This window comes from Shewanella sp. M-Br, assembly GCF_036245925.1.
Classification (GTDB): Bacteria; Pseudomonadota; Gammaproteobacteria; order Enterobacterales; family Shewanellaceae; genus Shewanella; species Shewanella oncorhynchi.
Genome location: NZ_BJBV01000016.1, coordinates 102,480 through 119,735, shown reverse-complemented (window position 1 = coordinate 119,735; position 17,256 = coordinate 102,480). Strand labels below are relative to the sequence as shown.

General features: G+C 40.1%; 18 protein-coding genes. 15 read left to right on the top strand and 3 right to left on the bottom strand.

Translation table 11 applies throughout. The features are described 5' to 3' along the window. Both AAA952_RS14725 and AAA952_RS14720 read left to right on the top strand, forming a co-directional pair. Positions 1 to 344, top strand: a 344-nt coding sequence (locus tag AAA952_RS14725; protein ID WP_338258108.1) for a hypothetical protein, incomplete at its 5' end; no start/stop codon positions are given. Between the two features lie 1,085 nt (positions 345 to 1,429). Then, on the top strand, positions 1,430 to 2,482 hold the full coding sequence (locus AAA952_RS14720) for a replication initiation protein (RefSeq protein ID WP_338258106.1): 1,053 nt from the start codon (positions 1,430 to 1,432) through the stop codon (positions 2,480 to 2,482). Positions 2,483 to 2,494: 12 nt separating this feature from the next. Here AAA952_RS14720 and AAA952_RS14715 read toward each other — a convergent pair whose 3' ends face one another. Then, positions 2,495 to 2,827, bottom strand: coding sequence for a helix-turn-helix domain-containing protein (locus AAA952_RS14715; RefSeq protein ID WP_338258104.1), 333 nt, complete (start codon positions 2,825 to 2,827; stop codon positions 2,495 to 2,497). 486 nt (positions 2,828 to 3,313) lie between these two features. Beyond that, positions 3,314 to 3,649, bottom strand: a complete 336-nt coding sequence (locus AAA952_RS14710) for a helix-turn-helix domain-containing protein (protein ID WP_014620998.1) — start codon at positions 3,647 to 3,649, stop codon at positions 3,314 to 3,316. An 83-nt stretch (positions 3,650 to 3,732) separates the two neighbouring features. On the opposite strand from AAA952_RS14710, the gene AAA952_RS14705 reads away from it, so the two are divergent. The 8 genes from AAA952_RS14705 to AAA952_RS14670 all read left to right on the top strand — a co-directional run bounded on the left by AAA952_RS14705 (position 3,733) and on the right by AAA952_RS14670 (position 9,909). Continuing rightward, positions 3,733 to 3,951: a helix-turn-helix transcriptional regulator gene (locus AAA952_RS14705; protein ID WP_014620912.1), complete on the top strand. Its 219-nt coding sequence runs from the start codon at positions 3,733 to 3,735 to the stop codon at positions 3,949 to 3,951. Between the two features lie 90 nt (positions 3,952 to 4,041). Next, positions 4,042 to 5,892: a MobH family relaxase gene (mobH, locus tag AAA952_RS14700; RefSeq protein WP_338258101.1), complete on the top strand. Its 1,851-nt coding sequence runs from the start codon at positions 4,042 to 4,044 to the stop codon at positions 5,890 to 5,892. Further along, entirely contained in the window at positions 5,892 to 6,419 is a 528-nt protein-coding gene (locus AAA952_RS14695; protein ID WP_338258099.1) for an STY4526/YPO1902 family pathogenicity island replication protein, read from the top strand. The genes mobH and AAA952_RS14695 overlap by 1 nt, the downstream gene beginning before the upstream one ends. Next, the gene (locus tag AAA952_RS14690) at positions 6,406 to 7,050 is read left to right on the top strand and encodes a PFL_4669 family integrating conjugative element protein (RefSeq protein WP_014620915.1); all 645 of its coding nucleotides are present in this window, start codon (positions 6,406 to 6,408) and stop codon (positions 7,048 to 7,050) included. Before AAA952_RS14695 ends, AAA952_RS14690 begins: the two co-directional genes overlap by 14 nt. Before the next feature lie 8 nt (positions 7,051 to 7,058). Next, positions 7,059 to 7,808 (top strand): hypothetical protein, encoded by a 750-nt coding sequence (locus AAA952_RS14685; protein ID WP_338258096.1) that lies wholly within the window; start codon positions 7,059 to 7,061, stop codon positions 7,806 to 7,808. Between the two features lie 608 nt (positions 7,809 to 8,416). Then, positions 8,417 to 9,313 carry a hypothetical protein gene (locus AAA952_RS14680; RefSeq protein WP_338258094.1) on the top strand — a complete coding sequence of 299 codons (897 nt, stop codon included), beginning with the start codon at positions 8,417 to 8,419 and terminating at the stop codon, positions 9,311 to 9,313. A gap of 36 nt (positions 9,314 to 9,349) precedes the next feature. Then, the gene (locus AAA952_RS14675) at positions 9,350 to 9,613 is read left to right on the top strand and encodes a hypothetical protein (protein WP_011839972.1); all 264 of its coding nucleotides are present in this window, start codon (positions 9,350 to 9,352) and stop codon (positions 9,611 to 9,613) included. A gap of 98 nt (positions 9,614 to 9,711) precedes the next feature. Continuing rightward, positions 9,712 to 9,909, top strand: coding sequence for a hypothetical protein (locus AAA952_RS14670; RefSeq protein WP_014620459.1), 198 nt, complete (start codon positions 9,712 to 9,714; stop codon positions 9,907 to 9,909). A 328-nt stretch (positions 9,910 to 10,237) separates the two neighbouring features. Here the strand turns inward: AAA952_RS14670 and AAA952_RS14665 are convergent, their stop codons facing one another. Further along, on the bottom strand, positions 10,238 to 10,429 hold the full coding sequence (locus AAA952_RS14665; protein WP_338258090.1) for a hypothetical protein: 192 nt from the start codon (positions 10,427 to 10,429) through the stop codon (positions 10,238 to 10,240). An 814-nt stretch (positions 10,430 to 11,243) separates the two neighbouring features. Between AAA952_RS14665 and sodC the strand changes: the two genes are divergently transcribed. The 5 genes from sodC (at position 11,244) to AAA952_RS14640 (ending at position 16,906) form a co-directional block, all read left to right on the top strand. Further along, positions 11,244 to 11,765 (top strand): superoxide dismutase [Cu-Zn] SodC, encoded by a 522-nt coding sequence (gene sodC, locus AAA952_RS14660; protein ID WP_338258088.1) that lies wholly within the window; start codon positions 11,244 to 11,246, stop codon positions 11,763 to 11,765. Positions 11,766 to 12,362: 597 nt separating this feature from the next. After that, complete coding sequence (locus AAA952_RS14655; protein ID WP_011074398.1) at positions 12,363 to 12,674, top strand: type II toxin-antitoxin system HigB family toxin; 312 nt, start codon at positions 12,363 to 12,365, stop codon at positions 12,672 to 12,674. 5 nt (positions 12,675 to 12,679) lie between these two features. After that, positions 12,680 to 13,096: a helix-turn-helix domain-containing protein gene (locus tag AAA952_RS14650; protein WP_338258084.1), complete on the top strand. Its 417-nt coding sequence runs from the start codon at positions 12,680 to 12,682 to the stop codon at positions 13,094 to 13,096. A gap of 381 nt (positions 13,097 to 13,477) precedes the next feature. After that, positions 13,478 to 15,103: an MCR-4 family phosphoethanolamine--lipid A transferase gene (locus tag AAA952_RS14645; protein WP_338258082.1), complete on the top strand. Its 1,626-nt coding sequence runs from the start codon at positions 13,478 to 13,480 to the stop codon at positions 15,101 to 15,103. Between the two features lie 921 nt (positions 15,104 to 16,024). After that, positions 16,025 to 16,906, top strand: a complete 882-nt coding sequence (locus AAA952_RS14640; protein WP_338258080.1) for a hypothetical protein — start codon at positions 16,025 to 16,027, stop codon at positions 16,904 to 16,906. Positions 16,907 to 17,256: the final 350 nt, after the last annotated feature.

Here is a 17,256-nt window from a genome sequence, read left to right as displayed (position 1 = left end):
TTGAGCAATTAATCTTATGGCTTGAAGATAACTTAAGTACAGAGTCAGTTATTCACTTTGATAATGAAGGCAAAGTTGATTCAGCAATCGTACTAGATGCTTTGACACGTTTATTGCCACAACAACTTGATGCTTCTGTTGAAAATATGAATAAATATTTGATATGGAATCCAGCAAAAGTATCCTCATATGGTGGTAAGGCTGATAATTATGAAGAATTAATTCAGACAGAGGAGGAACAGGTATGCAGTTGGTCATCAATAATTAACACTGATGATATTGAATCAATTGTTATAGCTATTCAGAACGAATGTGATGTAGATATTTTTTATAAAGAAATCTAATTAGTGAATTATAGTTTTAACTTAATTATCAAGTTCTTATGATTCTACTACAGAAAAAGGAAAAGGGTTAAAGGGGGCAAGGGAAGGGTTTTCCACAAGGGAAAAGCCCTATCCGATAAAGGGAAAAGGAACTGATCTTTTAATATCCCTCTTCACCTATCGGGTGGGGAGGGTACGCTTTATAAAAAAAGAAAAAGAAAAAGAAAAAAATTTATTGTGATTGTGTATATGTGTGTATGTGTTAACCGCTTGCGGTTACATATGCACATATGCACATCCTATATAATAAGATCTATAAATATCTATGAAAGATCTATGAAGATCTATAAAGATCTATGGTGTCTTGCAAAAACATAAAAATCAGTAACTTGCACAACTTAACGACACGTTTTACTCTGTTAAATGTCACTGTCTACTCTGCTATTAAACACTGTTCACTCTGTTAAATGTCACTGTTTACTCCGTAAAAAAACACGTCTGACTCTGAATTTGAACACGTTTAACTCTGTTGCTTATTGAAAAGCTGTGGATAATTTAATTGGATAAGTATACTCAATAAAAATTGCACACTTAAAAGAATCCAGTTAATGCAACTTCTTACCGTCATTTGGGCGTAAAACCTAGTTTGTGACGGCGCTTAGGTAAGTTTCTACAAGCAAAGACAATTTTAGAGCAGGCGTACTATTTATTGAATTTTACAATATGCTTCTTTTGCATTGTAATCTAGCTTCTAAGTTCCTGGCCACTCTATCAACCAAACCGCAGAAGTCATTTGGTTTTGCGCTGAATGCATCTAGATGTAGATCGATTTATTTCCATATGCGTTAAACAGAGTAAATAGTGTTTTTAGATTAAAAGACACTTGATGCTCTGTTTGTTTCTGATAGGATGTAGCCATATGACACGGTTTGCTCTGGTCAATTTTATGAAAACGCATGATCTGACGGTTTAAACTTGTCTTGGCTGTTCAAAGAATGCCTATTTGGTGGAAAGGTCACTCAAAGTTCTTAAGACACATTTAACTCTTCTGGTAAGCAGAGTAAAACGTGACTTAAGCATTATAAATTTGATTTAAGGTACTAAAAGTGGCAAATACTAATTTAGTTAAAACAGAACGTATTGGGCAGTTAACTTCAGATTTTTTTAGGCAAGCTCATCGTCTTGTTTTTTCACAGTTATCAATGTCTCCGGTTGAACATGATATATTTGCCCTTTTGCTTTCTCGTCTCGATAAAGATCACTGGGTGATCTCAGACTCCTCTGTTTCGACGCCACCTACTATTCCATCTCCGCACTATAGTTTCACTTCAAACGTTTTATGTGAATGGCTAAAAGTTGATAACCGGTCGCTTTATAATGTGATTAAAGATCCTGCAAAACGACTTAGCGAGAAAACAATTGGATTGCAAGAACCAAACAAGCGTCGATTCATTTTTCGTAGTCTTTTCAAACAAGTATCCTATGAAGATGGTGTTCTTACTATCGTGCCCAATGATTTGTTAATGAATGAATATCTCTGCTTATCACAGGGCCATAGTCAGATCTACAATGATACGTTTACGGCATTAGAAACGGATTATGCCAAAAGGCTTTATACCGCTCTATGTAGGTTTAAGTATGGACAAGGAAAACTGAACCCATTTTCTCTCGAAGAGCTTCACGCGTTTTTTGGTTTACTTGATGAAAAGGGGAAATTGATCAAAAAAACATATGCCAGAACAAATAGCTTCATTGAGAGAATCATTTCGCCGGCTATCAGAGAGATCGAATCAAAAGAGCACAGGATTAAGTTTTTAATTGACGAAAAGACTCAAAATTTGGGTTGGAGTTATAAGAAACAAGGTCGGAAAATCACTCATATTGAGTTTTTATTTTACTGGGTTGATCCTGTTCAGATCGATGCAGCTGAAAAGAAGGAGCGCAAAAAGCTCGGAGATGAAAGAAATCCATTAGAACTAGCAAAAGAAACCTGGGCTGTAGTGGATGGATTTGTTGCTAACTCAGATGGCAACCCTACAGTAGAGGAACTGAATAATCTTACTGTTAACATCAGCTCATTAATGCAATCAGGCTATGCATTTGAGTCAGATTTTATGCAAAAGTTTAGTTCTGCAATGTCAGAAGCTCGATTAAAGTAACGGCATAAATTATCACCGAAGTAATTTTATTGCGGCCATAAGCAAAAAGACATCATCTTCTTCTATATTATCAACAAGATACTTAGCCTGAATTTTTAGTTGTTGCATTTTTGTCGAATCATTATTTTCTATTCCGACGTTTGTTAATTGCATAAAATCTGATACTGACTTACCAAGTAACGAACAAAGTTTAGTTAGATTATCCTTACTAATCGTCCCATTCTTTACCCAACCTTGAACAGTAGGTCTACTTACGCCTAATAAACGGGCTATTTCAGATTTACTATAAGTGCTCTCTGTAATTGCTTGATTCAGCAATCCCGCCATAACGTTTTGATTTGACACAATGGTTACCTAAAAAAGTTGTCTGGCTAGTTTAGTTAAATAAGGCTAAATCTTAAACGCTGTTGTTGACTAACATTTTAGTTAGCTGTAGCCTAACAACTGCTTAAATGGTAGTTCTTTAAAAATCCGTTCCCAAACAGAAACAGCATTTTACAGAAAAATGTTGTTGGCATTTCTATATCTGAATGATAGCCTAAGCATGTTAAATAGTTGCTCACTGACTTACAGTGTGAAGCACACGGCAGTACGCCTTAAATGGCCTCATGAGATGTGTCGCGTTCAGCTTACGCTGATTGAGGTATCCTAAACTTAGCTTCTCTTGTCTTTGACAGAAGCACCGATAACGTCGTTATTGGTATCAACTAATGTGATTAGACCTAAACGGTTTGATTACGCTTGGTTTACTTAAGACCAAGACTCCACTCCCAAGTCATTACTGCTTTCAGTAATGCTCATTTGTTGTTTTCTGTTTGGAAACGGCAGGGGTTAACGCAAGATTTTTCTTGAGATTGCTAAAAGCAATGACAAAGAATGTAACTGTGATGGTTCAGCAGACCTGATTAATTGTTGCATTTCGTATTTTACACGACGAAATTCATCATCTAGGTTCTGCTCATTAAATGACGATTCACTCGGACTGAATAAATCCGCCATTGTCATATCTAGTGCCGTTACAATTTTGATTAAGCTATCTAGGCTTGGATTTTTTCTGCCAGATAAAAATGCTGATATCGCACTTTGCGATAAATCTGTATCTATAGCTAAATCTTCTTGAGTCATTTCACGCTTTTTTAGTGCATCTCGAATTCTTTCTTGCCACACACCCAATCTCCTTAAATACATAATTTTTTAGTGATTATGAGTGCCTTTAACTTGCCCTCAATCTCTATAGGTAGTTAAAAAATATGACTATTGGTAATTGCGGGCTTGTTGCCCTAAAAGATTTTAGAAGAAAACATCAACTCACCCAGCATGAACTCGCTGATATGTTGGAAGTAGATCAATCTACGATCTCATTTTTAGAAAACGGCCGACGAAAACTTGATCCAACAAAAGTAAAGCAAGTTTCTGAAATTACAGGGATATCTAAGCATGATTTAAGGCCGGATTTGTTTGAAAAGTAAAATAACCATACAAAATTTATTGACAACAAAGCGCTAAAAACTGTACTTATAAAGCACTGTATAAATATACAGTTATCGAGGTGGTAATAGATGGAACTCTTCAAAATAATTAAAAACTTTGCGATGCAACCGGCGAAAACAGTGCCTTTACAAGTAAAGGGTACTGTTCCCGCCGGTTATTTCATGCCGTGGACAGAAGCGCAAATACGCGCAGACGAGACGATCAAAGACAAAATCAGAGTATTGCAACGCAGCGGATTAGCGCTGCCCTATGAAATATGGACTGAGTTTGTTATCGATACTGTTGTTAATTTCGCGCTGTGGGTACAAGAACTGCCAGCTTCTGCGAGTTATCACCACCACGGCCGCAAAGGACTGCTTTACCACTCGTTAGACGTGGCAATTTATGCGGTGCGCATTCGTCGTAATTACATTATGCCACCCAACACCCCACCTGAAGAGGTTTTGCACCGCGAGATTGTTTGGGTGTACGGGGTATTTTTGGCCGCACTTTTCCATGATTGCGGCAAAATCATGGATATGCAAATTGAGCTATTCAATGTTGACGCAGATAACGAGGTTTGGACACCGGCTTTAGGGCCCGTGGGTAAACTCACCCAGCCTTACAGGTTCAAATACAAAGATGATCGAGCCTATTTAAACCATCAACGGATCGCACACTCCTTTTTAACGAGAATGCTTTCGAAGAATCCCATGTTGTCCATCACCAGTGACACCATGCTCTATTCTTGCCTTACCGAGTACCTAACCGGCCATAAAAATCCTGACAATGTGATTGAGCTTATCGTGAAACAAGCTGATGCAGCCAGCGTTGCGCAAGATTTGGGAGCATCAAAAGACGGCATCAATGCCGCAGCGAAGCGTATGCGATTTGAGAACAACTCATTTGCTGAGCAGCTCCATGTCACGATGACTTATTTGCTGACAGAGAAAAAAGTATTGCTTAACAAAAAAGGTGGGGAGGGCTTCGTTGCCGGTGAGCACTTGTATTTAGTGTGTAAGCCGATTGCTGATCTCATCCGAGCCACGTTGTTAGACAGGGGGATCTCTGGCGTACCGTCCTCAAACACAAAGCTGTTTAATGAATTGCAGCAGCACAACATTATCCGCCCTAACGAGCAGGGTTTAGCGGTTTGGTCGATTAAAGTGACATTAACTGACGTGAACTGGTACCAAAAATTTACGTGTTTGTGTATTCACTTGCCAACATTTGCACCAGAGCTTGCGCTCAACTCATTACCTGGATTCATCGATATATTGCCGCCAGAAGATGAAAAGCCCTTAGCTGAAGCAATATCATCAGTTGGATTTGCGGTGGAAGAACAGGAGCCTGTCCCAGAGTCTGTTAATACTGAAATTATTGAAACAGACGATACCGATGTGACGCGAGAAGTCATCGTTCAAGACGATTTACTGATGAGCATGATCCCTGGAATGGAAGCGCTCATGTCCCCAATAATTGAGGCAACTCCATCAACAAATGACATAAATGAGTCTGCAGACGTTCTGGGCCCAGAGCTACTGGTAACGCCGTTTAACAAACTAACAGAACATCAAATTGGGATCTTGTTTTGGAACTGGATTGAAGCTGGGCTATTAGCTGGTGAAGTGCCTATTAATACAGCAGAGGCTTTTATTCACAAGGTGAATGGGCAGGTCTTCATCGTGTCACCCACGGCTATGAAGGTCTTTTGTAAAAAGTACCAACAGGGTTGTGATGCCGACAGTTATTTAGCGGTTCAATCCGGTTTTCAGTCTTTAGGGCTTCATCTTAAAACTACAGAAGGTAGGAATATTCACTCGGTTAAAGTGACAGCAAGTGGCAAACGTTTGAATGGCTTTTTCATTAAGTTAACCACGACGCTTGCAGCATTGGCCCTCCCTGACAATAGCGCACTCTCTAGCGAAGGAGGTGAGTGATGAATGCTGCTATTAGTTTCAATTTCTTTTTCTTAAATCAACTTTGTGTTTACGCAAAATATGGTAAATCGCATGAATTGAACCAGCTAGGGCTGCCTCCTGAGCAACTGTGTCAAATAATGAATATGTCATCGGCTCAGTTAGAGGAATTGGCAGCGAAATTAGATTGTGCATTTATCGAGATTAACGGCAATTACCTGTTAAAAAAAATGGAAGGTATTGAAATCCCATTATTTTGTGAAGATCTAATCATTTACGGCGCGTCTAACAAATTAATGACAGACATGCTTAATATTTCAAAACACACATGTGCTTCTTGGCGCCGCTTTGTTGATACTGATCCCAACTATCGACAGCGCTCTATCCCTGCTGATTGCCATTTGGCGCTTTGGTCTGACATCGAGAAATTGCCTAATCCGCTTTACCCCACTGCAGAAGAATTACTCGTCTTAGCCAAACAGCATGCGGTCAGTATCGGTGCTATTTGGTCAGATATCAAAAAAGGAAATGATGATGAAAAAAAATAAAAACAGAGCGGGTTTATTGCGTAGCGATGCGTCTATTGCACTTCATGCCAGTGATTCTGTGTCGTTGTGGCACGGTCGCAAAGGCAAAAGTCAGGGATTACCCGGGTTCTTTTCACATACTGCGGTATTAGAAACCTCTGCTGCGAAAGATGATCCATACGCAGATTATGGGCTTATTTTGATTGAAAACAGTTTAAATGAAGCGTTCTTAACTATTAATCAGTTAAGCACAGGGTTAATGGCAAATGAACGTCGTCGCCGTGTGACGTCATCTGAGTGCGCTTCATTAAAACCGGTTGAAAAGGCGTTGTTTGTAACTAGTCGATTTGGTTGGCGTATGGTCGCGCTGATTGAAGAGTTTGATTTATTAATGGTTGATCTGTTGGATGCACAATTTAAAGCACGTATGAGCAGACAAGAATTTGAGCGACAGCGCCATGAAGCGGTTCATTGTGTTCGTAAGGTATTGGAAATGAGTCAAACTACACAGCATTCAGGTATAAGCCGTAATGATGTAAGTGCAAATAACCCTAAGGCACAGAGTGCGAAGGAGAAGTTCGGTCGTATTCCGATGGAAGTGATGGAAGGGGTGGTTCGTGCTGAATTTGCGCCTGAAATCAAACAGCGTTAGATATTATTGTGCAAAAGACAACAACTGACAAAGCTCGCATTAAACGGCAAAAGCTACGCTCTGCAAAGCGTGCTGCGGCGTTGCATGTAAAAAACCATAAAACCGCTGTTGGTGCTAATGCGTTTAAAGCGAGCCTTGATGGTTTCAAGGTTAAAAACGCTCGTCTACCTCGCTATTTCAACGAAGTGATCAATAACGCTCGTCAACTTATCTATCGTGGTCAGCTTGAAATTGATGAGGGTGGTATATCAAGAAAGATGTCAGAACGGACTAAGCGCAAACTCTTTGAAATAGTGGTAACGATGATTACCACATGCGATTTAATGAGTGGCCAAGTCGGTAAAGCGAAAAATATAGGTATGGATACCACTAGCCATGACGCACTGATGTTAGCCCATGCGAAGCGTTGGGGAGAAGCGATCCCGAGCTCTACCTGGTATCGTTATATCGATATGCTAAAACAAGCGGGTGTTTTCACTGTCCAAGAAGTTAAGGTGGCAATTGAAGATAACGCAACCGGTGAGGAAAAAACCATTCGTTCAGTTGCAGCCTATAAATGGTTGTCAGCGAGATTCTTGCAAGCGATAGGTGCATACACCGACACAATTCGCGCACAGATAAAGCAAGCTTATCAAAAGGCTATCAATAACGGCCTGTCATTTACTTGGCGAGTGTTCAAGCGCCAGCTCCCAGTAAAACAGCGGTTCACCGCTGATATGTTTTTCTCACAAAGCACGAACCCACCTCAAACCCATTGAGCGGCATTTTAAGCAACCGTCTTGATTGGCGGGGACTTTGCACATCTAGACGTTTTTAGTCGCTTAAATCAGACGTTAAAGCAGCCTAATCTTTCTGTAAAACATAATATCGTCTCCTTTTTTTGCCAAACAGCTAGGTACGTTTTTTACTTTCTCTGTGGGTTGTGGATAAGGGCGGTATATCAAAGCATTAATGGGAGTAAGAAAAAGGAGTAAGAAGTGGGAGTCCAAAAGCTTTTTTAAAAAAGATTAAGTATTAGTAAAAGATAACTTATTAAAAGGCACAAGCAACGGTGGATAAATCCACCTAAGAGCAATAATGCCTCGCCATTTCCTGCCGTTGGCAGGGGCGAGAACTTAAAGCACCGCTGAAAGTGAATTTTGTCATCCGACCGTTAAGCTACAAACGTGCTGAAAACCAGTTAAAAACAAAAGCGGTCTAGCAGAAGGGAAAAGAGCAATAATCATACCAATTTGTGACTTGTAAGGCGGTCATCCATCCTATTTTATCGTGCAAAAAAACATCACACTGTTTTTAAATACAGTGCTTAATGTGTTATACTGTTTATTGTTAAGGTGCTGTTTTTAAAGAGTATAAAGAGGTATCTATGAGTCATGTTAAAAGTAAATACGACCATTTTTTTCAAAAATTTCTGAGTCACTTAGAAGGATTCTATTTCAATCAATATAAAAAATGCCTTATTAACACTGTTCTCGACGGATTAGCCCCTGATATTCCTTCTACTCACCTTGCTGAATGGTATTTTTCAGATGATTTAACGGATGAATTGGCTTTTTGTTACCCGATATCTGAGTCTGAAACGGTCGGAGAATATTTTTTGCGTAAGAGAGGTTGGCGCGAAGGTGCAATGGCACGATTATATTTTTCCGCCGTGATCGCAGCGCATACGTCCATCTGGGAAATTACTGAGGTCTTAAAGGGCTGTACGGCTTACGTCAAGAAATTTAATGTGGATATGGCGCCCATCATGGTGGCCATACCGAAGTGTTCCCAAGTTGATTTGGATAAACAACCCTTTTTTGTTGGTAAGGTTCTTTCCCTTGAGTCAATGGGTCTTGGTGAGTTAACTATTTCATTGGGTAGCGTTCCGCTACCGCGCAACGCGGTAGAGAGTGTCATTGAACGGCTTGAAGCATTAACGTCTAAAGAGGCGTTAACCCCACTTCAATCACAATTCCAGTTACATCGGCTAGCACTCATGGAAAGGCATGTTTATGAAGTGCAGCAGGGTAAAGAGGTTTGGGGTGGTATCGAGGATGATATCATTGCTCAGCATCGGTTTGATGGTATATATCAAGCGGGCTTGCAAGCTTTTCACTTAAATAAGGCGCTGGTCAACCCTTATTCTGGGGAGGAGGGCATATATTGGTCTCAAGGTTGGCAAGATGGACAACAAATCGCCACCCAAAATGACCGAGGTCAACTTTTCAATTTATCGGATGTATTCCCCTTAAAATTTGCAAATAAACTCCACATAACGTAAAAATACTATCTTAAACATTGATTAGGTTGATGATTTATGACGGTATTTAAAAGTGGCACCGAAGGCCAGCGGAAATTTGCGACAGTTATTCGTGCTCAGGTGTTAAAAATGCACCCTTGGGGTCTTAATGCCAATACTGCGGATAAAGTCACTTTCCGGTTAGAGGGTATGAAGTCCCCACTCTTTTTTATTAAATATAAAGAGGCGCTAGTAGCCGGCGAGGTGGTGCAATCCTTAGCGCTCTATGATGAAGAGAACTACCAGCGCCGCGCTAAGTTCGTCCAGGCTCGTGCAAAATAGTGGGAACACCCAGACCATATGAATAAGCGGTTAATTGAGCTTGATATTGAACATCGTTGTACGCATCATCATGGCACCAATCCAAAACAGGACCTACATTGAACTCACTAGACATTATTGCCATTGAAGAAAACGGAATATTTACAGCTAAGCATAACAATCATTATTGGCATGTTGAAAAAGGTGCCACGTTGGTTACAGGCCGTTTTGAAGGCCGCAACGTACTTGAATATGCCTCACGCCCTGTAACAACGAAAAGGGCATTCGTCGATTGGGTTCTACGCGTTTATTTCTAAGATAAAATTTCCTATGTCTGAAAATATTCCTTCAATTGAAGGTGAACGCCTTGAGGCAATGCTGGCACTTCAGCGAATGTACACATCTGTTCATCGCTGCGACGGCTGTCATTGTGAGACGCCTAAGCGTTACAGTGTCAGTGGTAAGTGCGTTACATGCCAGGCGACGGGGGTGATAAATACCACGGATAGGCATAATTACAGGAACCCGGGTTATCATGATTTAAAAGCGTTTAATGAGGCTAAGGGCGTCAATCTTATTTTGCAGGTATTCAATCGGTTACAGCGCTTGCGTAATTTGAAGGGTAAACATCGGCTTAATGAGTGATTAGTCTTTGAGCGCGTACACAATTAAAGCAATGATGATAATCGCGGTAAACGCGCCCACCACATATCCTGTAAATGGGCTCGCTAACGCATCATTGAACGTTGATTTAGTGCTTTCTGCAAATAAGTCCTGGGCAAGAGCGAACGGCGTAAACAACAGACTTGATAATGCCAGGGTGGTAGCCAACTTCATGTTATTTTACCCTTAAATTTGATATCTTAATCATATCACACATGAATAAGAGTGATGTTTGATGAGAATTTCAGCAGTCCAAAAAGATATCCTATTTGTGCTATACCAGCTAGAGCTTCGTGGTTTTTTAAAACCTATACCTGCGACAGATATCCTTACTATGTTGAATAAAAGTCGAGCAACAGAGGTCTTTGGGACAAACTTTAGGGTATCTTGCCACAAACTCAATGAGAATGGTTTGGTCCATATGCATCGCTCCCTGCAGACGTTAAGGCTTTCGTTTACGTTGACTGAACTGGGGCGAGAGAAAGCTATTGAATTGAGTGTTGATTAATAGGGTGGCATTTCGGAAGGGAGTGCTTCCGAATAAAATAAAGCACCACAACAATATGCACATGGTGACGTATTAACTGAGTACTGTTTAGCTGCGAGCATTGCGGTGAAACACCCTGCATATTCACCAACTTCTATTATGTGACTTGTTGGGATATTAGGGCATTTATCAATATGTAGTGTCGATTCTAACTGTTCATTGTCTTTATAAACAATAATGTAACGTGCCATTATACTCTCTGATTAATTGAGTTTGAGCGCATTATGCCTCAATTTAACTGATGTTCTTCAAATAACTGACAGAATAAGTTTAGGTTCATGTTGCTTGAAGTTGATACGTGGAATGCTGTGTTAGCTTTCTGAGATTCATTTGTTTCTAACTTGCCCATTCTCACATACAAGGTAAGCAGGGAGGATCAAATTGAGAAGTAAGCAGTTGTTATGTATCGTGGGGGGGGATTTTCTTAACGGAGTACGATAAATGAAAAAGTTATGCTTTGCCTCGTTTTCAGTGATGTTGTTTAGTGGGGCAGTATTAGCTCAACAACCTCAAGTGACCATGGAATTACTAGGCGCTAACGGTAACACTGCTATTGGTACTATCTCCCTCCAGGATTCGGAGTTTGGTCTTGTCCTGACCCCAAATTTGTCATCCCTAACACCCGGTGTACACGGTTTTCACGTACATCAAACAGGTAGCTGTGAACCGACAACGAAAGACGGTAAAACAGTATTAGGAGGAGCCGCAGGTGGGCATTATGATCCAGAGAAAACAAATCAACACGGCGCACCGTGGACTACGAATAATCATAAAGGTGATTTACCGCCTTTATATGCCGATGCTGATGGTAAGGTGACCAATTCAGTATTAGCGCCACGTCTTAAAGTAAATGATATTAAAGGTAAAGCCTTAATGATCCATTTGGGTGGCGACAATCATTCTGATCACCCAGCCCCTTTGGGCGGTGGTGGCGCACGAATGGCCTGCGGAGTGATTAACTAAAATCTAACTAAATTAACGTGAATCAGACTTGCTTCGTCTGGTTCACGCGTATAAAGCTGACATTTTTTTGCAGGCTTCGGGCTAACGTGCATTTGCCCCAAAGAGTGTTAAAAACTCATACAGTGGATTTAATCGTGGCAAAAAAAAGCTACCTTTACGGTAGCTTTTATCAACAGTCTCCCCTATTTCTTTGAGGATTTACTTGGCTTCAGTTCTGGGGTATTCCCTGGAGTACTTTTGTTATCACGTCTGCGTTGATCAGGTTTACCAGTTGAGTCAGCGATTGGTTTAGGGCCAGGTTTAAGAGCCATAATAGTTATCCTTACATGTTTAAGAGGAAGTCCCTCACATATTAATATATGGAACAAGAAGTATCTGTTCAATAAAGAGATAACTTTAACGTGATGAAATCCGTAATGAAAATGATATGATCTTATTTATTGAAAATTTCAGCCTCGAATCGCGCCCGTGAATCACTCTAAGACAGAGTGATTAATTTATTCCACACTAGGCATGTCTGTTATTCGTGTATGCACGGAAGTTTCCATTTTGGAAACTTCCGTGCTATAGTTTCCAAAATGAAAACAGGAAAAGACTGTGCACGTTATTTCAAGAAAACCATTTAATGATGCCGCCCAAAAGTATCCTAACGATAAGGACGCTTTGGTGCAGATATACAGCACCTTACGTAGTGGCACATTCACCAATCCTGATGATTTACGACAAGTATTTCCATCTTTGGATAACTTTAAATATCGAGATAAATGGTGGGTGATTGATGTGGGGGGCAATAATCTACGAATTATCGCTTTTATCGAGTTCCGAGATAACAGGATGTATGTGAAGCACGTGGTTAGCCATGCAGACTATAGCAAGCTGACTGACAAGTACCGTCGAACAAAGGAGTAATGTATATGCTACCTACTGCATGTATTGAAATTAGAGAAGCATTGGCCAAAGTGCCATACCTCGCTCACATTGAAACTCAGGAAGACTACGAGCAGGCATTGGCATTAATGGACGACCTCGTTGATGACTATGACTCAAATAAATTTTTGATTGAGATGTTGTCACTTAGTATTGAGCGATGGGAAGAACAGGCTGATGAATTTGCTGAATTTAATGCTGCCATTGCCGAAATGGACAGTGGTATAGCTGTATTGAAAACGCTTATGTCTCAGTATCGTCTGGGTGTTGCAGATCTTCCTGAATTAGGTTCAAAAAGTAATGTGAGTAAGTTACTCAATGCCGTAGAAGGAAAAAAGTTAAATAGACACCACATAGAAGCACTCAGTCAGCGCTTTGGTGTGCCTGTATCATTATTTTTTTAGCTTAGTGAATCAGACTTGCCTAGTCTGTTTCACGCGCATCACGCTGGCATTTTGCGCAAGCTTCTGGCTCACCGCTTTGGTCCAAACTCGTGTCAGGCCGATCAGTTCTGGCACGTTTATGCCCCAAAACGTGTCACAGATCGAAGGCTAGCTCTTACTTAGTCTGATAGTTTGAGATACATAAAGTAATGAATACCAAAAAGTATGACCTGCCCATGAGGGATTTCAAAAATCGTTACAGTGAAACAGACTTGCCTAGTCTGGTTCACTGGCTAATGGACTTCAAAAATCAATATTACTCACTAAAACAGCCTTGTTATTATAAGGTTATTTTAATCAGATCAAGGTAGTATTGATTTTTTTTAACAAAAAGGGATTTTTGTGATTTCTAGATTTAAGACGTTATCGGTTAACCAACTCACTTTCATCACTGCGTTGTTTTATGTTGCCATTTTCAATCTACCTCTCTTTGGTATAGTACGAAAAGGAATTGAAAAACAACCAGAAGTCGATCCCCTTTTTATCGCATCTATGCCGCTATTTTTAACATTTGCGCTGAGTTTTTTGTTTTCAATTTTTACCGTCAAATACCTGCTGAAGCCCTTTTTCATTGTATTGACGTTACTTTCCTCAAGTGTATTTTTTGCCGCCTATCAATACAATGTCGTGTTTGACTACGGCATGATCGAAAACACGTTTCAAACACATCCTGCCGAAGCATTGATGTATGTAAATCTTGCATCAATTACCAATCTACTGCTGACAGGGCTATTACCGTCATATCTTATTTATAAGGCCGATATTCATTATCAGCCCTTTTTTAAGGAGTTATTGCATAAATTAGCCTTTATGCTGCTAATGTTCGTTGGCATTGGGATAGTCGCCTTTTTTTACTATCAAGATTATGCTGCATTTGGTCGAAACAACAGTGAGTTAAGGCGTTACATTGTCCCTACCTATTTTGTTAGTAGTGCATCTAAATATCTCAATGAGCACTATTTGCAGACGCCCATGGAATACCAACAACTTGGCCTAGATGCGAAGAATGCCAGTCGTAACCCGAACACTAAACCTAACTTATTAGTATTTGTTGTGGGTGAAACTGCGCGCTCAATGAGCTATCAATATTATGGATATAACAAGCCAACCAATGCTCATACCCAAAATCAGGGGCTGATTGCGTTTAACGATACTAGCTCATGCGGCACGGCCACAGCGGTGTCTCTACCCTGTATGTTTTCACGAATGGGGCGGGCAGACTATGATCCTCGCCGTGCTAATGCTCAAGACACAGTGATTGATGTGTTAAGTCATAGTGGTATAAAAGTACAGTGGTTTGATAATGATTCTGGCTGTAAAGGTGTATGTGATCAGGTTGAAAATCTCACGATAGATTTGAAGAGTGATCCGAAGCTGTGTTCTGGCCAATATTGTTTTGACCAAGTATTGCTCAACAAATTAGATAAAATTCTGGCAGTAGCACCAAGTCAAGATATTGTAATTTTTTTGCATATCATTGGTAGTCATGGACCAACTTATTATCTTAGATACCCGCCAGAGCATCGTAAATTTATACCGGATTGTCCGCGCAGTGATATCCAGAATTGCAGTAAAGAAGAACTGATTAACACCTACGACAACACTATTCTATATACGGATTTTATTCTCAGTGAAGTGGTGAATAAATTAAAAGGTAAGCAGGATATGTTCGATACTGCAATGCTGTATCTCTCTGACCATGGTGAGTCTTTGGGTGAAAAGGGCATGTATTTACATGGTGCGCCCTATAGTATTGCACCAAAAGAACAAACTAGCGTACCAATGCTGGCTTGGGTATCTAATGACTTTAGCCAAGATAATCAGTTGAACATGACTTGTGTTGCACAGCGAGCAGAACAGGGCGGCTTTTCCCACGACAATTTGTTCGACAGTTTGCTAGGACTTATGAATGTAAAAACCACTGTCTATCAGAGCCAACTCGATATTTTTGCACCTTGTAGATATTAGGGTTATTCCATAATGGTGAATACTGATTATTGAATACATGAACAGATGATTAATTTTCTTAATGTGCGGCGAAAAGGCAGTCTGATAATGAATACAATTTAATACTAGCGATAGTGTATTGTTCATGTTGTAAGGAGTATAAATAATGACCAGCATCCTCTTATTTAATACTTAATACCGATTTTGCCCCGTAACTATCTTCCTTCGGGGCTTTTTTTTGTCCCAAAGTGAGCCCGTGAATCATTCTAGGATAGTCTGATTCACAATCTAGCAATAATATGGAATTTAGTATTTTAAAGTAGTTACTAAATTCAGTTGACCTACAAGATAAACACTATGCCACTACACACCTACGTTAATGTTTTGATTAGACGTTGTTTTCATAATAAGCTAACTCTTGCTTGCAAATGCGGGTTCGAGACCCAGTAGACTATTCGAGTATTTTGCTTGGAGTCCTTTGTCGCGTTCTTTCTTGTTATCGGTCTCTCAATAGAGGAGCCAGCGTTCAATCGAACTACGACAAGGAAAGCTTTAGTTGCAGCTAAAGCCTGGGTCTCACATTACCCGAAACTGGAAATTATTTGTAATCAGGTGAGTTTATTATCCATACAAAGCGTTTAAGAGAATTTACAACGCTTGGCATTTTCAGTTTAATTCAGCTTAAGTGTTTACGGCACAATGGGTTAGGTCTGGTGATAGCGTTGCTAATCACTTAACGCGGAGTTACGTCATAGAATATTAATCTGAAACCAACTGATTAGAGTAAAAACTAACGCGTTTTTGCCAAAAAAAATCAGTTTATAAGGCTAAAAAGTAAACAAGGGATATAAAGTTTTGGTATATAAAAACTAATGTGCGAGGACTACTTTCAACCTTGATGTTATACTTGTCCAAGCTTTCCCAAAGTAAGTAAGGTATAGGGTGAAAAGTTACCATAAAAAAGATAGAGATCAAGCACTAAGCGTATTACAGAGACTGGCAGAAAATGACGAGCAGTTAACTCAGCCACAAGCAGTTAAACTCGCTCTCCTAGATCAGTATTTAATAAAAAATTGTGAGCTCGTTGCTAGCGAATTTATTGATCGCTTTCGTTACATAGAATATAAATTAACCGAATTAGCCATAATACAACGCGTGGCCTTTGATAACTTCGCTGAGTTTACAAATTGCCTGACTTTAGCGGGGCGTTTTGGTTGTTTAACGAGATTGGTGCGAGGGGGAGATTTTTCGGGGACTGATAGTCTGCACATTTGGCCGCTGCTAGCGGCACTCGCCATTAATGACTCACCCACTATCGCCGCCTATAAAAAGCAATTTGTGCCACCCTTTGTAACTGGTCATAAGGTGACGGTCTTAGCCTGCAATGCCGTATATGCTATTCTAGGTGCCACACCTGTTGCAGATAATTTGCGAGAAAAACTCACAAGCCTAAAAGATTCGAAATACAGTATGGCGATGCTGCATAGTCTCGCGGCTATAATCAATCAGGACATGGACTCGTTTATCGACAATATCCGCATTATGGTCAAGTCTAATCGCTCGCAACAGGAGTATTCGCCACTGGAAAAATGTTACTGTGTTAATGCACATGGTTTAGTCAATCTATGGCGGTTTCATACGATCAATGCGCCACTACGGCAACTTGATTTACCCCTACCATGGCAGAATGAATTAAATGCGTTTTTTAATTCAGGTCATGAGTCAATCCCAATAACGTTTGATCCCTTAGGTGAGTGTGATTTAAGTGACCTGCCAATTGATAAAAATACTCTGGCGCTAATCCATTCATTAACAACATCATGAGGTAACCGAGATTAATCTAATAGAGGGTCCACCGGGATTCTGGAAATTTCCGCCAAAATCAGATTAAGCAATTGTTATCAATAGAAACTCCTTGATTTTTAATATTGCAACTCTTTAGTTCAAGGTTTGAGTGTCTGTAGTTATGTTCTAAGTGCAGTATTTTTATCTATCCGCAGTTTAGTGCTGTCTCTAGCGACGTATGTGAGATGCAGCTATAGATATGAATTTTCCACAAAGACGACTTGCAGATGTGAGTGAAGGGATTTTCTCAACCACCCCATGGCATTGCACAACTGTAATGGGCAAATTAAGTGCCCCACTACAGTAGCCTCAATTTATAATCGTCAGCA